The organism is Thermostichus sp. MS-CIW-26 (assembly GCF_054059115.1).
Map to the genome: position 1 here is coordinate 94930 of NZ_JBSSBV010000003.1, position 14816 is coordinate 109745.

At 57.7% G+C, this 14816-nt stretch carries 18 protein-coding genes and 1 tRNA gene; 8 read left to right on the forward strand and 11 right to left on the reverse strand.

Translation table 11 applies throughout. The features are described from left to right. The first annotated feature begins 181 nt into the window (after positions 1-181). Positions 182-529 carry a hypothetical protein gene (locus tag ACVWZU_RS02170; protein ID WP_457443097.1) on the forward strand — a complete coding sequence of 116 codons (348 nt, stop codon included), beginning with the start codon at positions 182-184 and terminating at the stop codon, positions 527-529. 68 nt (positions 530-597) lie between these two features. On the opposite strand, the gene lptB is transcribed toward ACVWZU_RS02170, so the two are convergent. Then, positions 598-1326 carry an LPS export ABC transporter ATP-binding protein gene (lptB, locus tag ACVWZU_RS02175; protein WP_011433949.1) on the reverse strand — a complete coding sequence of 243 codons (729 nt, stop codon included), beginning with the start codon at positions 1324-1326 and terminating at the stop codon, positions 598-600. Positions 1327-1591: 265 nt separating this feature from the next. Between lptB and ACVWZU_RS02180 the strand changes: the two genes are divergently transcribed. Next, a complete protein-coding gene (locus ACVWZU_RS02180; RefSeq protein WP_457439881.1) occupies positions 1592-1888 on the forward strand; it encodes a hypothetical protein in 297 nt (98 codons plus the stop codon). Between the two features lie 167 nt (positions 1889-2055). Then, positions 2056-2547, forward strand: coding sequence for a pentapeptide repeat-containing protein (locus ACVWZU_RS02185; RefSeq protein WP_041436730.1), 492 nt, complete (start codon positions 2056-2058; stop codon positions 2545-2547). A 76-nt stretch (positions 2548-2623) separates the two neighbouring features. On the opposite strand, the gene ACVWZU_RS02190 is transcribed toward ACVWZU_RS02185, so the two are convergent. From ACVWZU_RS02190 to ACVWZU_RS02215, 6 genes are all read right to left on the reverse strand, one after another. Then, positions 2624-2704: transfer RNA gene (locus ACVWZU_RS02190), tRNA-Leu, on the reverse strand. A gap of 90 nt (positions 2705-2794) precedes the next feature. Next, positions 2795-3718: an NAD(+) kinase gene (locus tag ACVWZU_RS02195; protein ID WP_011433945.1), complete on the reverse strand. Its 924-nt coding sequence runs from the start codon at positions 3716-3718 to the stop codon at positions 2795-2797. A gap of 263 nt (positions 3719-3981) precedes the next feature. Continuing rightward, positions 3982-4584 carry a response regulator gene (locus ACVWZU_RS02200; protein WP_457443099.1) on the reverse strand — a complete coding sequence of 201 codons (603 nt, stop codon included), beginning with the start codon at positions 4582-4584 and terminating at the stop codon, positions 3982-3984. A gap of 251 nt (positions 4585-4835) precedes the next feature. After that, a complete protein-coding gene (locus ACVWZU_RS02205) occupies positions 4836-5150 on the reverse strand; it encodes a DUF3007 family protein (protein WP_457443101.1) in 315 nt (104 codons plus the stop codon). Between the two features lie 28 nt (positions 5151-5178). Then, positions 5179-5400, reverse strand: coding sequence for an NAD(P)H-quinone oxidoreductase subunit L (gene ndhL / locus ACVWZU_RS02210; protein WP_011433942.1), 222 nt, complete (start codon positions 5398-5400; stop codon positions 5179-5181). A 108-nt stretch (positions 5401-5508) separates the two neighbouring features. After that, complete coding sequence (locus ACVWZU_RS02215; protein ID WP_414344412.1) at positions 5509-5913, reverse strand: NIL domain-containing protein; 405 nt, start codon at positions 5911-5913, stop codon at positions 5509-5511. 295 nt (positions 5914-6208) lie between these two features. On the opposite strand from ACVWZU_RS02215, the gene ACVWZU_RS02220 reads away from it, so the two are divergent. Beyond that, on the forward strand, positions 6209-6379 hold the full coding sequence (locus tag ACVWZU_RS02220) for a hypothetical protein (RefSeq protein WP_457443103.1): 171 nt from the start codon (positions 6209-6211) through the stop codon (positions 6377-6379). Positions 6380-6386: 7 nt separating this feature from the next. Next, the gene (locus ACVWZU_RS02225; RefSeq protein ID WP_457443105.1) at positions 6387-8822 is read left to right on the forward strand and encodes an endonuclease MutS2; all 2436 of its coding nucleotides are present in this window, start codon (positions 6387-6389) and stop codon (positions 8820-8822) included. Between the two features lie 95 nt (positions 8823-8917). Here the strand turns inward: ACVWZU_RS02225 and ACVWZU_RS02230 are convergent, their stop codons facing one another. The 3 genes from ACVWZU_RS02230 to ACVWZU_RS02240 form a co-directional block, all read right to left on the reverse strand. Next, on the reverse strand, positions 8918-9172 hold the full coding sequence (locus ACVWZU_RS02230) for a hypothetical protein (protein ID WP_011433939.1): 255 nt from the start codon (positions 9170-9172) through the stop codon (positions 8918-8920). A gap of 122 nt (positions 9173-9294) precedes the next feature. Further along, positions 9295-9717: an urease subunit beta gene (locus ACVWZU_RS02235; RefSeq protein ID WP_457403312.1), complete on the reverse strand. Its 423-nt coding sequence runs from the start codon at positions 9715-9717 to the stop codon at positions 9295-9297. Positions 9718-9766: 49 nt separating this feature from the next. Next, positions 9767-10069 carry an urease subunit gamma gene (locus tag ACVWZU_RS02240; RefSeq protein WP_011433938.1) on the reverse strand — a complete coding sequence of 101 codons (303 nt, stop codon included), beginning with the start codon at positions 10067-10069 and terminating at the stop codon, positions 9767-9769. A gap of 427 nt (positions 10070-10496) precedes the next feature. On the opposite strand from ACVWZU_RS02240, the gene ACVWZU_RS02245 reads away from it, so the two are divergent. Both ACVWZU_RS02245 and tilS read left to right on the forward strand, forming a co-directional pair. After that, positions 10497-11666, forward strand: a complete 1170-nt coding sequence (locus ACVWZU_RS02245; RefSeq protein ID WP_414523003.1) for an HrcA family transcriptional regulator — start codon at positions 10497-10499, stop codon at positions 11664-11666. Positions 11667-11719: 53 nt separating this feature from the next. Then, on the forward strand, positions 11720-12703 hold the full coding sequence (gene tilS / locus ACVWZU_RS02250; protein ID WP_457443107.1) for a tRNA lysidine(34) synthetase TilS: 984 nt from the start codon (positions 11720-11722) through the stop codon (positions 12701-12703). Between the two features lie 282 nt (positions 12704-12985). Here the strand turns inward: tilS and arsB are convergent, their stop codons facing one another. Continuing rightward, positions 12986-13996 carry an ACR3 family arsenite efflux transporter gene (arsB, locus tag ACVWZU_RS02255; RefSeq protein WP_414328751.1) on the reverse strand — a complete coding sequence of 337 codons (1011 nt, stop codon included), beginning with the start codon at positions 13994-13996 and terminating at the stop codon, positions 12986-12988. A gap of 449 nt (positions 13997-14445) precedes the next feature. Here arsB and grxD point away from each other — a divergent pair, with 449 nt between their 5' ends. Beyond that, positions 14446-14787, forward strand: a complete 342-nt coding sequence (grxD, locus tag ACVWZU_RS02260) for a Grx4 family monothiol glutaredoxin (protein WP_011433932.1) — start codon at positions 14446-14448, stop codon at positions 14785-14787. Positions 14788-14816: the final 29 nt, after the last annotated feature.

The window sequence follows — 14816 nt, forward strand, 5'->3', positions numbered from 1 at the left end:
AGTTTCACGCAACCCAAGGAAGTAGTAGGCAGGACAGCCGAAGGCTGTTAACGACTCTAGACCGGAACACTGGGCAATGAAAGGCTATCGCCCTCCTTTCTCAACCTAACCCGCCTATGATCGACCCCAAGTAAGCTCAGGCATAGAATTGGGCCGGGTTTGTCTTGGGAAGACTTTCGACATGGTTTCCTCCTCTTCCCCCTCCTGCAATCTTAGGAGTTTGCTGGAGCGGCTCCTGGAGCTGCGGCAGCAGGTTGTAGAGGGATCCCAGAAATACTTGGCCGCTTGGGGCTGCCTTACGAGCCCTCCTGCGGCCATCCACAACCTGGCGCGCTACCTGGCGCTGCGCCAACAGGATCTGCGCAGCTTGCAACTGGAGCTGGCGGCTGCGGGGCTGTCCTCGCTGGGGCGCTGTGAGTCGCGGGTTCTGGAGAGCCTGGATGCGGTGATTGCTATTTTGGCAGCCACCCAGGGTTTGACCCATACGGCACCCAGCTATGAAGAGTTTACGCCGGGGATACGGCACTAGAGCAGCACCAGCACAAGAAAAGCCAACGCCTGCGAGCTCTGTACTCCTGGAGGTGACCTGGAGCTGCCCTAGAGACGGAACTTCTCCCCCAGGTAATACTTGCGCACCAAGGGATCCGCTGCCAGCTCCGCCGCCGTGCCCTTGGCCAAAATGGCCCCGTCGTTGAGGATATAGGCCCGGTCGGTGATCTCCAGCGTCTCCCGCACGTTGTGGTCAGTAATCAAAACACCGATGCCCCGTTGCTTGAGCTTGGCCACCACCTCCTGAATATCCGCCACCGCGATGGGATCCACCCCCGCAAAGGGCTCATCCAGCAGCAGAAATTTCGGCCCGTGGATCCCAGCGGCCAAGGCACGGGCGATCTCCGCTCGGCGACGCTCCCCCCCCGATACCTGCAGGCCCAGGCTGTGGGCCACGTGGGCGATGCGAAACTCCTCCAGCAGTTGGTTGAGCCGCTGCTGCCAGAGGCGGCGAGGCACCCCCGTTTGCTCCATGATCAGCAGCAGGTTGTCTTGGATGCTGAGGCGACGAAAAATACTCGGCTCCTGGGCCAGGTAGCCGATCCCCAATTGGGCCCGGCGATGCATGGGCAGGTGGGTGATGTCTTGGTCATCCAACCAGACATGGCCGCGGTTGGGCTGGATCAGGCCAGTCATGATGTAGAACGTGGTGGTTTTCCCCGCCCCATTGGGGCCCAGGAGCCCCACGATTTCCCCCTGCTGAATGTTCAGGCTAACGTCGCTCACCACCTCACGGCGGCCATAGCGCTTACAGATGTTTTCTAAGTAGATCTGCATAGGGCCGGCACAGGGCTGCTGATCAATGCTTACTGATTCTGTAGGGCTGATTCTCTCCAACCGACAGGGATCCCGGCTGCCGCAGCGCACAGGCTACTTCCTCAAAGATGCCCCAAACCCCGCCCACAATCCAGGGGAGTGTAGGCAAAGTGGATCCCTCTCAAGCCAACCGGAGGGATCCTTAATGGGGTTCTCATATAGCTCACGGCAACTGCTCGCCCCCCTCAAAATGGGATCATTTCACTAGGGGATCCCTGGCCTTCCCATGCTTCGCTGCCCAGCTTGCTACTGGCTCAACTCCAACTCCGATTATCGCTGTCGTCGCTGTGGGCACTTTTTGCGCCATCGCCCGCTTCCTGTTGTCGAGAAACTCAACCCAAGAAGGCCAACAACCAGCCCTGCCGGCTGGCGGGAAATCCGCTGGGATCGCGTCCTGACTTCCTCGGCAATACTCGGGGTTTTGGTGGGGTTGGGGCAACTGTCTTGGCATTGGGTGCAGCCGCTGCTCAAAGATCCACCCCTTCCCAGTGTTGGCAACGGCCCGGCAGCTTCGGGACGATAGGACTCCAAACGTCATCCCGCCCTGAGAGAGCCTGCTATCAGGTGGGCCAGACAGACCTGCGGAGTGGCCGAAGCCAGAAGATGCCACTATCATGTGACCAGCGCAGAACCATCCCCCTCTGCTGTGTCCCTTCACGTAAACCTTCAAAATTGTGAGGCTTGGTAACCATGAACCTCAATCTCAAAGTTCCCGCCATTTGGGCACTACTGGCCACGGCAGCCTTGGCTTCCTCTGCCGCAGCCACAACCTACAACTCTTGTTTTATGCGCTACCTCATGGCTTCCCGCACCTGTCCCAACTGCCGCCTGGGATCCATTGAGCTGAGCAATCTGGATTTGGCGGAGGCCAATTTCAGCGGTTCCGATCTCATCGAGGCCAATCTGGAGCGCACCATCTTGACGGGCGCCGATCTCAGCCAGTCTTACCTGGTGGGGGCCAATTTGCGGCGGGCTCAATTGGGGGGAGCCAACCTGAGTGGCGCTTACCTGGAGGGGGCAGACTTGCGGGGGGCCAACCTGCGGGGGGCCGATCTCTCTTCTGCATCCCTGTACGGCGCCGACTTGCGGGGGGCCGATCTACGCGACGCCAACCTGGTTGGGGCTGACCTGCGCTTTGCTCGCACCTGGGGCGCACGCCTGCAGGGTGCCGTTCGGGAATAGTGCCAAAGGCCGAAGCCAGCTTCCCCTCTCCCTCTCTGGGAGAGGGACTAATGAATAACGCGTACTAATTGCGTAATGCGGATGGCGAGACTCGAACTCGCAAGGCAAAGCCACACGCCCCTCAAACGTGCGCGTATACCAATTCCGCCACATCCGCTTCCGAGCCTAACCATCATAGCGACAGAGGGGTGGAGTTGTTAAGGGCATTGGCCATTTTGCAGCTATGGCTTGTCCTGCCTCGGCAAAGTTAAGGCAACTCCACCGACGTGGGCTTGGAAGCGTGGGGCAGTCCCCACCCCAACTTCTCTCGCATAACCCGGAAAAATTCCGGTCGGCGCAGGCGCATCAAATCTGTCCAATAGGGGGCACGTACCACCCGAATCTGGTCTTCCGGCATGATGTAGCAGCCGGCATTTCCATCTACCACCAAAACCAGTGGCTGAGGGGTAACGGGGCTAATCCATACCTCCTCCGAATCGGGGAAGACCAAGGCCCGCGACGCCATGGAATGGGGGCAGATGGGAATCAGCTGCAAAACCGGCACCCCCGGTGTGATCACCGGCCCACCCGCCGAGAGGGCATAGGCCGTCGAGCCGGTGGGAGTAGCCAAGATGACTCCGTCGGCAGCCACATCCAGAGGTGAGTGATCCCCGATGGTGATCTCGAAGTGGCACATGCTGGTCAAAGGCTCGCGGTGCAACACCATCTCGTTTAAGCTCAAGACCTCCCAGCGCAATTCTTGCCCTCGGTAGGCTTGCACCAGCAACATGCTGCGGCGATCCAGGGTGTATTCCCCGGCAATGGCGGCACTGGCTGCCTCTTCTAGGTGAGGAAGGTAGGTCTCCGTCAGAAAGCCCAGATGGCCCGTATTCACCGCCAACAAGGGGATCCCTTTGGGGGCCAGTTGCCGTGCTGCTGCCAGGACGGTGCCATCTCCCCCCAACACCACCGCAAACTTCATGGTTTGATCAAATCCAGCCGGGGCCAGGCTATCTACTTTGGTCAGGCAGATGGGGCTGTCGGGCTTGGCATAACCGAGGATACCGCCCCAGTTGGGGGCCACACAGACTTCCCAGCCCTGCTCCTGAAACCAGCGGGCTAGGGTTTCGCTGCTGCGTTTGGCGGCGGGTTTGGCGTCGTTGTAGAGGATCCCGGCTTTGGGCTTGGTCATGGGCAATGGGAAGGCAGAGGTGCCAAAACTCTATCAGTTCTGCAGGCCCCTCTGCTGGCCAGGTGATCCATTCCACAACTTCTGCCAGCAGACTTCGCTGATACATTGACGCTGAACAAGACGGGTAGCTTGCACGGCGAGGCCATACACTGCTGCCCGGGGCTGCAGCGATTGCATCCTGCTCGTTGCCAATCGGCAGCTCAACCCTGGCAGGGCAAGAAGCTACGAGGAAAAACGAGTGACGGCAGGTTGGAACGAGTACCTCAATCGACAGGGCGACCCCGGTACATCAGTCGGTACTTCACCTGCGGGGTCAAGTCTTTTTGCCCTGGATCCCCTTCCGCGGTGATGGGTTGTGGAGGGGCGGTGGGAGAGTGGGCGCTCGGCTGCGGGGGAGGGGTGGAAGAAGATGTACGGCTGACCTCCCCAGGCCATACGCCCGCTTGCTCCAAAGCCCTGTGGAGCGCCTCCGTGTCAATAGGCAAAAACCACCTGGCAGCCTCGTAAATCCGTTCGAGGGAGTGGAGAAGGTCGCCGGCCTCCGCCAAGCCAGGGATCACATCTGCTGCCCCCTGATAAATTGCCCAGCGCCGCTCTGCAGGCTCGATGTGGCGACGGGGGTGATGAGTCAGGATCACAGGGATGTTGGGCAGCTTACTTTGGCACTCTCGACAAAAGGCATAGGGGTTAAACAGCCCCGTCGTCATGTCCACCACCATCAGATCCAGCGGCTGGCTTGTTGCCGCCTCTAGCAGATCTTCACGTGGGGAAATCGGCACCACAGAGTGCCCCTGAGACTCCAGCCCCAACTGCCAGAGATGAGATTGCAAGGGCTGGCCCTGAGCTAGCAGTATGGTTTTGCTCACAGTGGATGGAGATATGCGAGTAGAAGGAAAGGCAAAGGCTTGCACCACTTAATAATCCGTCGTACGCCAGAATCTTGCGCGGGGCGTAATGTAGCATTCTTAGGGGAAGCAAATGGTAACCGGATATACAGATATACAAGTATTGCGGTTTAAGCCCGACGCTCCATACCCTTAAACCTGGATCCCCAGCAGCCGACAGCCCATTTCTGGGTGCGGCCTGTCCGACGGCCTCAACGTTTGTCTTGCTCAATTCAATCTGGGATCCCTTCTTTCTCACTTTCCAATTCAGCTTGCAGGGCCTGCAACTCTTCTGGAGACAGCGAGTGGAGTTTCTCTTGAAGTTGCTGGGTCTCAAAGCTGGCCCACTGAGCCTTCAGGGTCATTTCCCCCCGCAGCACCCGCCTCAGGTAGCCAAAAGTCCACCCCAAGCAAGCCAGCAGGAGCACCACGCTCGATATCTGCTGCGCAGCCCCCGTATCCAAGCCCGCCCAAAGCAGCAGGCCGTAGAGGATCCCTCCCCCCAACAGCAGGGCTAAGCCTATAGCAAGAACATCCAATCTGCGCATGGCTCAGTGAACCGATAAACGGCTGACCTTACAGCGACCGGGGCTTGGGCCGAAACGTCATGAAGGGAGCCAAGAGCACCATGCCGGGAAAGAAAAACAAGACCAAGAAAAACATCAACACCTTTTCCCAAGCACTGCCTGAAGTCCAGCGTTTGTCCACATACAGCAGAGACAACAGAGGCAGCACCAGCAAATAGAGAACAGCCAAACCGGCATAAGTTAACCCAATCAACGATGGAGTAGAAGCCATGTCGAGTGCGCTCCGCAGCTAGACCTATGTCCAACAAATCTAACAGGATTGTAAAGGGATTTGTCAGCTTGGGGGAGTTCGTAACTCAGCCAACTGACCACAAACTGACTACAAACTGGTGCTGATCGCCCCAACGGGGCAGGTGGCAACACACTGTTCGCACATGACACAGCGGTTGCGAGAGAACTCCAGCTTCCAGCTGGGAGCAGAAATCTTCAGGGCCTCGGTTGGGCAAACTCCCGTACACAATCCGCAATCCACACACAAGTCTGGGTCAATCTGAATTTCCTTGGCCCGTTCAGTCACCTCAATGCCCAAAGACTGTACCCATTCCAATCCTGCTTCCACCTGGTCGATATCCCCCGACAGCTCCACCACCAAAGTACCCACTTCGTTGGGGGCTACCCTGGCGCGCACGATATTGGCAGCCACATCGAAGTCTTTGGCCAACCGATAGGTGAGAGGCACATTCACCAAATGGCGGGGGAAAATGAGGGTGACTCGTTTGCGCACGGATCTTGAGTGTTTTGAGTGCAGCAACTTCCTTCAGTATGGCAGGCTTGTGAGGTTCAGTTTGGCCGTGAATGCAGCTCACTTCCACCCTCCACAGGACACCCAAGGCGAACCCCACAGCGGTAGGGCGGGGCTTTGAACCCAGTTTTTCGGTGAGCTCAGCTTCTTGGGAAGATCACCAGAGGCAGCGCGTGAGACAACGGCGCCATTATCAGCGTGCCCCTCTCACCAAAAGCTATCTGTGGAAGCCGACCCAGAGCCTGCCACAATAGGATGGAGAGCGTCCCCGATCCCTATGAACCCATCTTTTGCTCGGCCCCGCCTCAACTCAGAGCAGTACCGCCAGATGCTGGTGCGGGATGGCGAACGTCGCTTCCGCGAGTGGCACACTGCCTTCCTCAAGTATCAACAGCAGTTTTTGCAAGAGATGAAGCAACTGCGTCTCCAGGGTTCCTTGCATCACTGAATGGTTAATGCCCACCGTCCCCACCTTGCACCCGCTGCCAGTCTTCTCCAAGCCCGATCCCTCCCCAAGGCCTACGGCCTCCCAAGGCGAACGGCAAGAAACCTTGGAATTGCTGGAGTGGCCCCGCCTTTGTCAGCACTTGGCCACCTTTGCGGCCACACCCTTGGGCCGCCGCGCCTGCTTGGAGCTGGATCCCTGGCAGAGCCGCGCCGACAGCGAAGCCTACCTTGAGCAGACGGAAGAGGCGATCCGCCTCGATCGCACACAGGCGGGGGGCCTTTCCATGGCAGGGATCCACAACTTGCTGCCGGCTTTGGAACGGGCCGAACGGGGGGGGATCCTGAGCGGGGAAGAGCTGGTGCAGATCGCTACAACTCTGGGGGCAGCCCGCCGCATCCGCCGCCTGATCGATGATCATGACCATCTGCCCCACCTGCAGGCCTGGGTGAGCAACCTGCGCACCTACCCGGAGCTGGAGCAGGAGATCTTCCGCTGCCTGGAGGAGCATGGTGAGGTGCGGGACAGCACCAGCCCTACCCTTGCGGATCTGCGCCAGCAGCAACGGCGGCAACGCAGCCAGATCCAGGAGCGCCTGCAACAGTTGATGAGCCAGTACCCCCAGGCGCTGCAGGACAACCTGATCGGCCAGCGGCAGGGGCGGTTTGTCCTGATGGTGAAGGCCACCCATCGGGATCTCATCCGCGGCCTTGTGCACGACAGCTCTGCCAGTGGAGCCACCCTCTATGTGGAGCCCTACGCTGTGGTGGAACTGGGCAACCGCTGGCGAGAAACCCAAGCTCAGATTCAGGCGGAGGAAGAGCGGATCTTGGCCGCGCTCTCGGCTCAGGTGGCAGCCGTGGCCACCGATCTGGAGCATCTGCAGGGGGTGATGGTGGGGTTGGATGTGGCTCTGGCTCGGGGTCGCTACAGCCTCTGGCTGGAGGGCAATCGTCCCCAGTTTGTCTCGGCAGGATTGCGCCTGCGTCAGGCCAAGCACCCTCTGCTGCTCTGGCAGTCCCGCGCCGCCGCCCCTTCGGAGGGTCAAGGCTCTGCCGTTGTCCCCATCGACTTCACCCTCGCGGACTCCATTCGTGTCGTGGTTATCACCGGCCCCAACACCGGCGGCAAAACCGTTGCCTTGAAAACCCTGGGGCTGTTGGTGCTCATGGCCAAGGCGGGGATCTTCCTGCCGGCTCAGGATCCGCCCCAGCTGCCTTGGTTCGACGGGGTTTACGCCGACATTGGGGACGAGCAGTCGCTGCAACAAAATCTCTCCACCTTTTCGGGGCACATCCGCCGCATCAGCCGCATCGTGCAGGCCCTGCAGTCTGCTCCGGAGCCGGCCCTTGTCCTGTTGGATGAGGTGGGGGCGGGCACGGATCCCACCGAAGGAGCTGCCCTGGCGGCTGGGCTATTGGAGTACCTCTCGGAAAGGGCACTGCTCACCCTGGCTACCACCCACTACGGCGAGCTAAAGGCCCTGAAATACCAACATCCCGGCTTTGAAAATGCCTCGGTGGAGTTCGACGAGGTCACCCTGGCCCCCACCTATCGCCTCTTGTGGGGGATCCCAGGCCGCTCCAACGCCTTGGCCATTGCCCAACGGCTGCAGTTGGATCCAGAGATTCTGCGGCGGGCCCAGCGGCACCTGCAAGGGGAAAGCCAGGTGGATAGGGTCATTGCCGGCCTGGAAGCGCAGCGGGCTCAATTGGAAGAGCGGGCGGCCCAGGTGGGATCCCTGCATCGAGAGCTGGAGAGCCTACATCAACAAATGCAGCAGCGCAGCCGCCAAATCGCCGAGCGAGAAGCCCGGCTGGAGCAGAAGCAAAACCAAGAACTGCAAGCCCTGTTGGCTGCTGCCCGTCAGGAAGTGGCTGCCGCCATCCGCAAATTGCAGCAGGGAGAGGATCCCCAACGCATTACTGCCGAGCTGGCGCAAATCCAGCAGCGCTACTCTCCCCCACCGCCGCCTGTGGATATGGAGTTTGTGCCAGAGGTGGGAGATCGGGTGCGGCTGAGAGGCTTGGGTCAGACGGGGGAAGTGATCGCCATCGAAGGGGATGTGTATGTGGTGCGCAGCGGCATCCTCAAATTCACAGTGCCACGGGGGCAGTTGGATCCCATCGATGAACACCAGGCTAAGCAACGCCAACGCCCCAAAGCCCCACCTCCCTCCCCTGCAGCCACCGCTCCCCTGAACCTGCGCACCAGCCAGAACACCCTCGATCTGAGGGGGAAAACCGTTGCTGATGCTGAGGCCATTCTGGAACAGCACTTTGCCCAAGCTCCTCCCGGCCCGGTTTGGATCATCCACGGCCACGGCACAGGGCGCCTGAAAGCCGGCGTCCAGGCTTATCTCCAAAATCACCCGCGCGTTCAGCGTTTTTCAGCCGCTGATCCCGAAGACGGCGGTACTGGAGTGACCGTGGCTCATTTACAGTGAGGCTTGTACAGTGAGGCTTGCCAGTGCCAGAAGGGAGTAGGGGTGGTCGCGTTGGCATTCTCGAGTCGGAGACCGGACAAGTGCCGGGCAATGTCTCAAGCTTGACTGTGGAGCACTGCCGCTGCTGAGCTGACGGGCTGGGATCCCTTCTGTTGCCGCTGGCTTTGCCAGAGCCAGTAGCCCCGCACCAGTTGGCTATCCCCAATGAGCTTCAACATCACCGCCACCGTTGCACCTGTCCAACTGAGAGGCCCAAAGGCGGCGCCTGCTGCTGCCAACAGCGCCAACCCAGAAAGATTTAGCCCCAAGCCTTGCACCCACATCCACAAGACAGTCTCGCGCTCTGACATCTGTCAGCTCCTAGAGGAGAAATAGGATAGCCCTACTGTCCTGAATCTGAGCAGAGACGGGGATGGGGTTGAGCCTTGACACCGCTGCCCAAAGCTGCACACTTGAGGGGGGCATATTCCCCCTACGGATGGGCTGCTTCACCCAGCCACTCCTGCAATCGGGCCAGAGCCAGCCGCTTCTGGGCAGCGGAGCGTATCGTGCCCTCCGTGAGCCGATTGAAGCCATGCACCAACCCCTTGCCCCCCAAAGCCACCAGCGTTACCCGATGGGTTTGCCCTGGCTCAAAACGCACTGCGTTGCCGGAAGGAATGTTGAGGCGCATGCCAAAGCTGGCGGCGCGATCGAAAACCAGGGCTCGGTTCACCTCAAAAAAGTGAAAATGGGATCCCACCTGAATGGGCCGATCCCCTCGGTTGGTGACCTCTAGCGTCACGGTGGCCCGCCCGACGTTGGCCTGGATGGGATCCTCTGCCAGCAACAGTTCCCCTGGGATCAGGGCCGGCTCTGCGTTGGCAGCAGGGTTGGTTCTGGATTGGCGAGCCATGGGGACGACCTCCTGAAGTCTCTGGGTCTTTGGAGCATCTGGGGGATCCCTAGCGAATGGGGTGGTGTAGGGTAACCAGCTTGGTTCCGTCGGGGAAAGTAGCCTCCACTTGAATTTCCGGGATCATCTCTGGGATCCCGGGCATCACGTCCTCGCGGGTCAGCCACGTCAGCCCCTCGCTCATCAGTTGGGCGACCGTTTTCCCCTCCCGCGCCCCTTCCAAGACTGCTGCGCTCAAGTAGGCCACCGCCTCAGGGTAATTGAGTTTGAGGCCCCGCTGCCGCCGATCCCGAGCCAACTGGGCAGCCAGGTAGATCAACAACTTGTCTTTCTCCTGGGGGGATAAGTACACGGGACAACCTCAAAGATAAAAAAGGATACAGGGGGGACAGCAGCAGGCCCAGTTGGCCTAGAGTTGACCGAACTCATGCGCAGAAATCCCCAGTCTTGGCGCAGCGGACTGTTGCTACGCAACAAGGTGGCTAGCCGTAGTTCATCTTCTACCACCTCTGGGCAAAAAAGGGGAGCCCAGGCTACAAGAGATTTCACTCTCTCCTGCACAAGCAGCAGTCTCAACCTCTTCCGACATCGGGTTTTGCAACTTCCTTCCTAGGCAACCCGCTATATAAAGAGTAACAATAGATGCATATAGATTAGAAGATGTAAAAGTCTGTCTGGATTCCTATCTCAGCTCTGAGTTGGTTTATCCTGGAGCAATTTACCGGCTCTGTATTAACAGTTTCCTTTGATAGGCGTTGACTGGGTTCTTTTGATCGGCTATGAAACTCGAACTGACTCCCCGCCAGCGGAAGATTCTCTGGGCGACGGTGCGCAGCTACATTGCGACGGCTGAACCTGTCGGTTCCAAAACCTTGGCCCAGTCCTACAACTTTGGGGTAAGCACGGCCACCATTCGTAACGACCTGGCCACCCTTGAGCAGGTGGGGTTACTGTTTCAGCCCCACACCTCTGCGGGTCGGGTTCCCTCCGACTTTGGCTATCGGGTTTATGTCAACGATTTGTTGACCTCCGCCAACAGCGGTGGGATCCCCCACGATGCTCCTCAGCCGGATCCCCATCCCGCTCTGCAACAGTTGATGGATCAGCTTGGCCGTGAGCTGGGAGACGACCTAGACAGCCTCCTGCAAAGGGTAGCTCAGCTTTTGGCCCATCTGAGCGGTTGCATTGCTCTCATCACTCCTCCTCAGGGGCCGGTGGTAGCCATTCATCATGTGCAGTTGGTGTCGGTAGCGCCAGGGCGGGTGATGGTGTTGGTGGTAACCGACTCCTATCAAACCCATTCGGCTCTGGTCAGCCCCCCCGACTGGCCCAGCGACTCCCGAGAGGATTTGGAAGATGAATTGCAATTGCTCAGCAACTTTCTCACCCTGAAGCTGCGGGGCAAAACCTTTGCCGAGTTGCAGGATCTGAGCTGGCTGAAACTGGATGAAGAATTTCGTACCTACGGCCATTGGCTCCAGCAACTGCTGCGCTCGGTGGTGCAACGCTGTCTACAGCCCTCTCTGGGGCAGGTGTTCAGTGCCGGTATGGCCGAGTTGATGCGTCAGCCGGAGTTTTCCCAGGCCCGGCAGGTGCAGGCGGTGATGCAGTTGATCGAGGAGGGAGCCAAGCAACTTCAGGGGATGATTGGGCTCCATTTTGCCGATGGGGGTGATCCGCAGTTGGCGCATCTGCCTCCTCTGCCGAGCTCAACGGAGATGGATCAAGAGTCAGGACAGCCTGCCCCCAAGATCCCGGTGATCATCTACATTGGCAGCGAGAATCCACTGGAGTCTCTGCACCACTGCACGGTTATCGCCTCCACTTACCACCGTCGCTCGGCTCCTCTGGGCACCGTCACCTTGCTGGGGCCGACCCGAATGGCCTACGAACGCAGCATTGCTGCTGTGCAGGCGGTGGCCTCTCATCTGACCCGGGCTCTTGCCTAAGGGATCCCATGAAGGCAGGCAGGGTCTGGGTTGCACCTGAGCAATAACAAGCTGTGGCCAGGCTCTCTCCTCTCCACCTGCGGGTACAGTGCGCCATTCGGCAGCGGCAACTTCTTCACCCTGGCCAGCGGCTGCTGGTGGCTTTTTCGGGCGGGCAAGATTCTTTTTGCCTGCTCCAAATCCTGCGGGATCTACAGCCTCGCTGGGGCTGGCAGCTCTTCGTTTTGCATTGCGATCACCGCTGGTCGGCAGATGAAACGGAGTGTGCTCGCTTTTTGCAGGGGTGGCTGCAGCAGCAGGGACTGCCTCATGCCGTTGAGACTGCGGATCCCATCCGCCGAGATGAGGCAGGGGCCAGGGCTTGGCGCTACCAACAACTGGAGAAATGGGCCCGCATCTGGGATTGCAGCGCCGTGGTGATGGGGCATACGGCCACGGATCGAGCAGAGACGTTTTTGTGGAACTTGTTGCGGGGAACAGGAGCCGCCGGGCTGAGCAGCCTGGATTGGCAGCGGCACCTAGACGACCGGGATCCCACCTCTGCCCAGGTGGTGCGACCCCTGCTGGGTCTATACCGTTGGGAAACCGAACAATTTTGCCAGCAGCACCAATTGCCGGTCTGGCCGGATCGCAGCAACCAAGATCTGGCCCATTGCCGCAACCGTCTCCGCCTGGAGGTGATGCCCTACTTGAAGCAGCACTTTAATCCGCAACTGGAAGCGGCCCTAAATCGGGCTGCCACACTGCTGCAAGCAGAACATGAGCTGGTGGTAGCTCAAGCAGCTCAGCTATGGCCACAGGTATATGAGCCCGCTTTGCCAGGGCTGCGACGGGATCCCTTGCGGGCTGCCCCCTTGGCTCTGCAGCGGCAGGTAATGTTCCAGTTTTTGTCCCTGGTGTTGCCCCACCACCCCACCTTTGACCAGGTAGAAGCCGGGATCCAGCTCTTAAAAGCAGACCGAGGCAGCCGTAGCCCCGATTATCCAGGTGGGCACTGGCTGGAAGTGAAAGGGGATCACTTGGTTTGTTTCCATTAATTTTTCCATTAATTCCACTTCCCCGAAGGGAAGCGACTGATTCATTAATAGTAAGTATCACCACTGGTTGTGGCAATACTTGGATACGATTAGCATCTTATGGTAATAATACAGGCCCGAGTCCATTGGCTACAGCACCTGATATGACCACTGCATTTGTACCTACCCCATCACAATGGGCAACCAAGACAATAGATTTAAGCCCGTATGCTTCTCAAACCGCCGCCAGAATCAGATTCCAATTGCGAAGTGGATGGGGAAATGTTACTTATCTGGATTTATTTAATACCTCCAACTGTTAGCGATGGCTACCAACGATAACATGATGGGTACTTCTATGAGTACACCAACCACCGTGGCTAACGACGCACCTGAATTAAGACCAAAAAGTGATATGGCCACGGCAACTGCGAGTTCAAAAAAATTACTGGCACCAATCATCGCAGCCGGTGCACAAACCGGATGTGATAAACGGAGCAATTTTCCACCCAGCCAGGTTATAAAAAATATGAAGTAGGTTTGAATGGTCAGTGGTATGGCTATCAACAAAATGGTGTATGGATGATCCAGTATGTGTTCGCCCTGAAAGGCAAAGAGTAAAACCAGGGTTGAAAGCAATGCTAGTATGGAAACAGGACGAAGTGCCGGAAGAAATTTTTGTTCAAACCAATCCTTTCCTTTTCGTTGAGGCAATATCCGATTGGTCAGATAACCCGTAGTTAGCGGTATAACAACAAAAACAACCACCGAAGTAATCAGTACTTCATACGGTATCTGTATGTTGGTTACTCCCAGCAGCCATTTTACAATGGGTACAAATGCAACCGGCAGAATAAGATCGTTGACTGAAACTTGTATTAACGTATAATTGGCATCGCCTTTTACCAAATAACTCCACACAAACACCATGGCTGTGCAGGGTGCGGCACCCAGCAGAATGGCGCCTGCCAGGTACTGGTCTGCATCTTCCGGAGTGATCCAGGTAGCATACAGATTTTTAAAGAAAATCCATCCAAATAATGCCATGGTGAAAGGTTTGATCAGCCAGTTTACAGTAACTGTCAGCGCCAGCCCTTTCCAATTTTTTGAAACACCGCCTATCGATGAAAAATCAATCTGTACCATCATCGGGTAGATCATCATCCAAACCAACACCGCTACCGGAATGTTGATGGTATATATCTGCCAGCTTTCAAGCACCGAAACAGAATTCCCCAGTATTTTCCCAAGACCAATGCCTGCAGCAATGCATAGCGAGACCCAAACGGTAAGGTATTTTTCAAAAAACTTCATGGGTTGAAATTTAATTACAGCGTTTCCATTAATTCCACTTCCCCGAAGGGAAGCGACCCCCCCCATTATAACCCTTGCCCAGAGGTCTTGTTTTCGGCTGCAATTTCCCCTTGTTTTTCTCCGCCGAGGGGCCTGAAACCCTTGCCCAGAGCGGGATCGACCGGGTCAACGGAAGAATCAGGGTTTGAGGTTTGTCGCCGACCCTGTCGCTAACCATGTTGGTGTAGAAATTAACATGGATCCTGGGGTCGCTGCCTGGATAGGTTGGGGGCTTGGGCCAGCCCTGGGCAATGGGGCTTGCTGGTGGCGTCCGTAGAACAGAGTCTATGAGAGAATCTCTCGGCCCAACCGCGGGAAAAGTGTCGAGCATGTTAAAAGTAGACGAAAATGAGATCTCGATAGGATGCCAGTTTGCCTATCGACTGTTGTCGCTATAGTGGCTGAACACCATGCTGGATCCCCTTTTGGAAGAGAAAATCCGTGAGCAAATCCGCACCCACAAGGTGCTCATCTACATGAAGGGCACCCCGGAAATGCCCCAATGTGGGTTTTCCTATGCCGCCGTTCGTGTGCTGGATAGTTTGGGCTTCCCCTACACGGCGATTAACGTACTCGAGGATCCTGAGATCCGCCAGGGGATTAAAGAGTTTTCCAACTGGCCTACTATCCCGCAGATTTATATTGATGGGGAGTTTGTGGGCGGTTGCGACATCATCCAAGAGATGCACGCCCGCAACGAGCTGCGTCCGCTGGTCGAGGCAGCCTTTGCTAAGGCCACGGCTCAATCTTAAGGGATCCCATCTCATCCAGAGGGGTTGCC

Coding starts and splice junctions, on each gene's coding strand:
- ACVWZU_RS02170 (WP_457443097.1), top strand. CDS start 182: ATGGTTTCCTCCTCTTCCCCCTCCTGCAATCTTAGGAGTTTGCTGGAG.
- lptB (WP_011433949.1), bottom strand. CDS start 1,326: ATGCAGATCTACTTAGAAAACATCTGTAAGCGCTATGGCCGCCGTGAG.
- ACVWZU_RS02180 (WP_457439881.1), top strand. CDS start 1,592: ATGCTTCGCTGCCCAGCTTGCTACTGGCTCAACTCCAACTCCGATTAT.
- ACVWZU_RS02185 (WP_041436730.1), top strand. CDS start 2,056: ATGAACCTCAATCTCAAAGTTCCCGCCATTTGGGCACTACTGGCCACG.
- ACVWZU_RS02195 (WP_011433945.1), bottom strand. CDS start 3,718: ATGACCAAGCCCAAAGCCGGGATCCTCTACAACGACGCCAAACCCGCC.
- ACVWZU_RS02205 (WP_457443101.1), bottom strand. CDS start 5,150: ATGCGCAGATTGGATGTTCTTGCTATAGGCTTAGCCCTGCTGTTGGGG.
- ndhL (WP_011433942.1), bottom strand. CDS start 5,400: ATGGCTTCTACTCCATCGTTGATTGGGTTAACTTATGCCGGTTTGGCT.
- ACVWZU_RS02220 (WP_457443103.1), top strand. CDS start 6,209: ATGAACCCATCTTTTGCTCGGCCCCGCCTCAACTCAGAGCAGTACCGC.
- ACVWZU_RS02225 (WP_457443105.1), top strand. CDS start 6,387: ATGCCCACCGTCCCCACCTTGCACCCGCTGCCAGTCTTCTCCAAGCCC.
- ACVWZU_RS02230 (WP_011433939.1), bottom strand. CDS start 9,172: ATGTCAGAGCGCGAGACTGTCTTGTGGATGTGGGTGCAAGGCTTGGGG.
- ACVWZU_RS02235 (WP_457403312.1), bottom strand. CDS start 9,717: ATGGCTCGCCAATCCAGAACCAACCCTGCTGCCAACGCAGAGCCGGCC.
- ACVWZU_RS02245 (WP_414523003.1), top strand. CDS start 10,497: ATGAAACTCGAACTGACTCCCCGCCAGCGGAAGATTCTCTGGGCGACG.
- arsB (WP_414328751.1), bottom strand. CDS start 13,996: ATGAAGTTTTTTGAAAAATACCTTACCGTTTGGGTCTCGCTATGCATT.
- grxD (WP_011433932.1), top strand. CDS start 14,446: ATGCTGGATCCCCTTTTGGAAGAGAAAATCCGTGAGCAAATCCGCACC.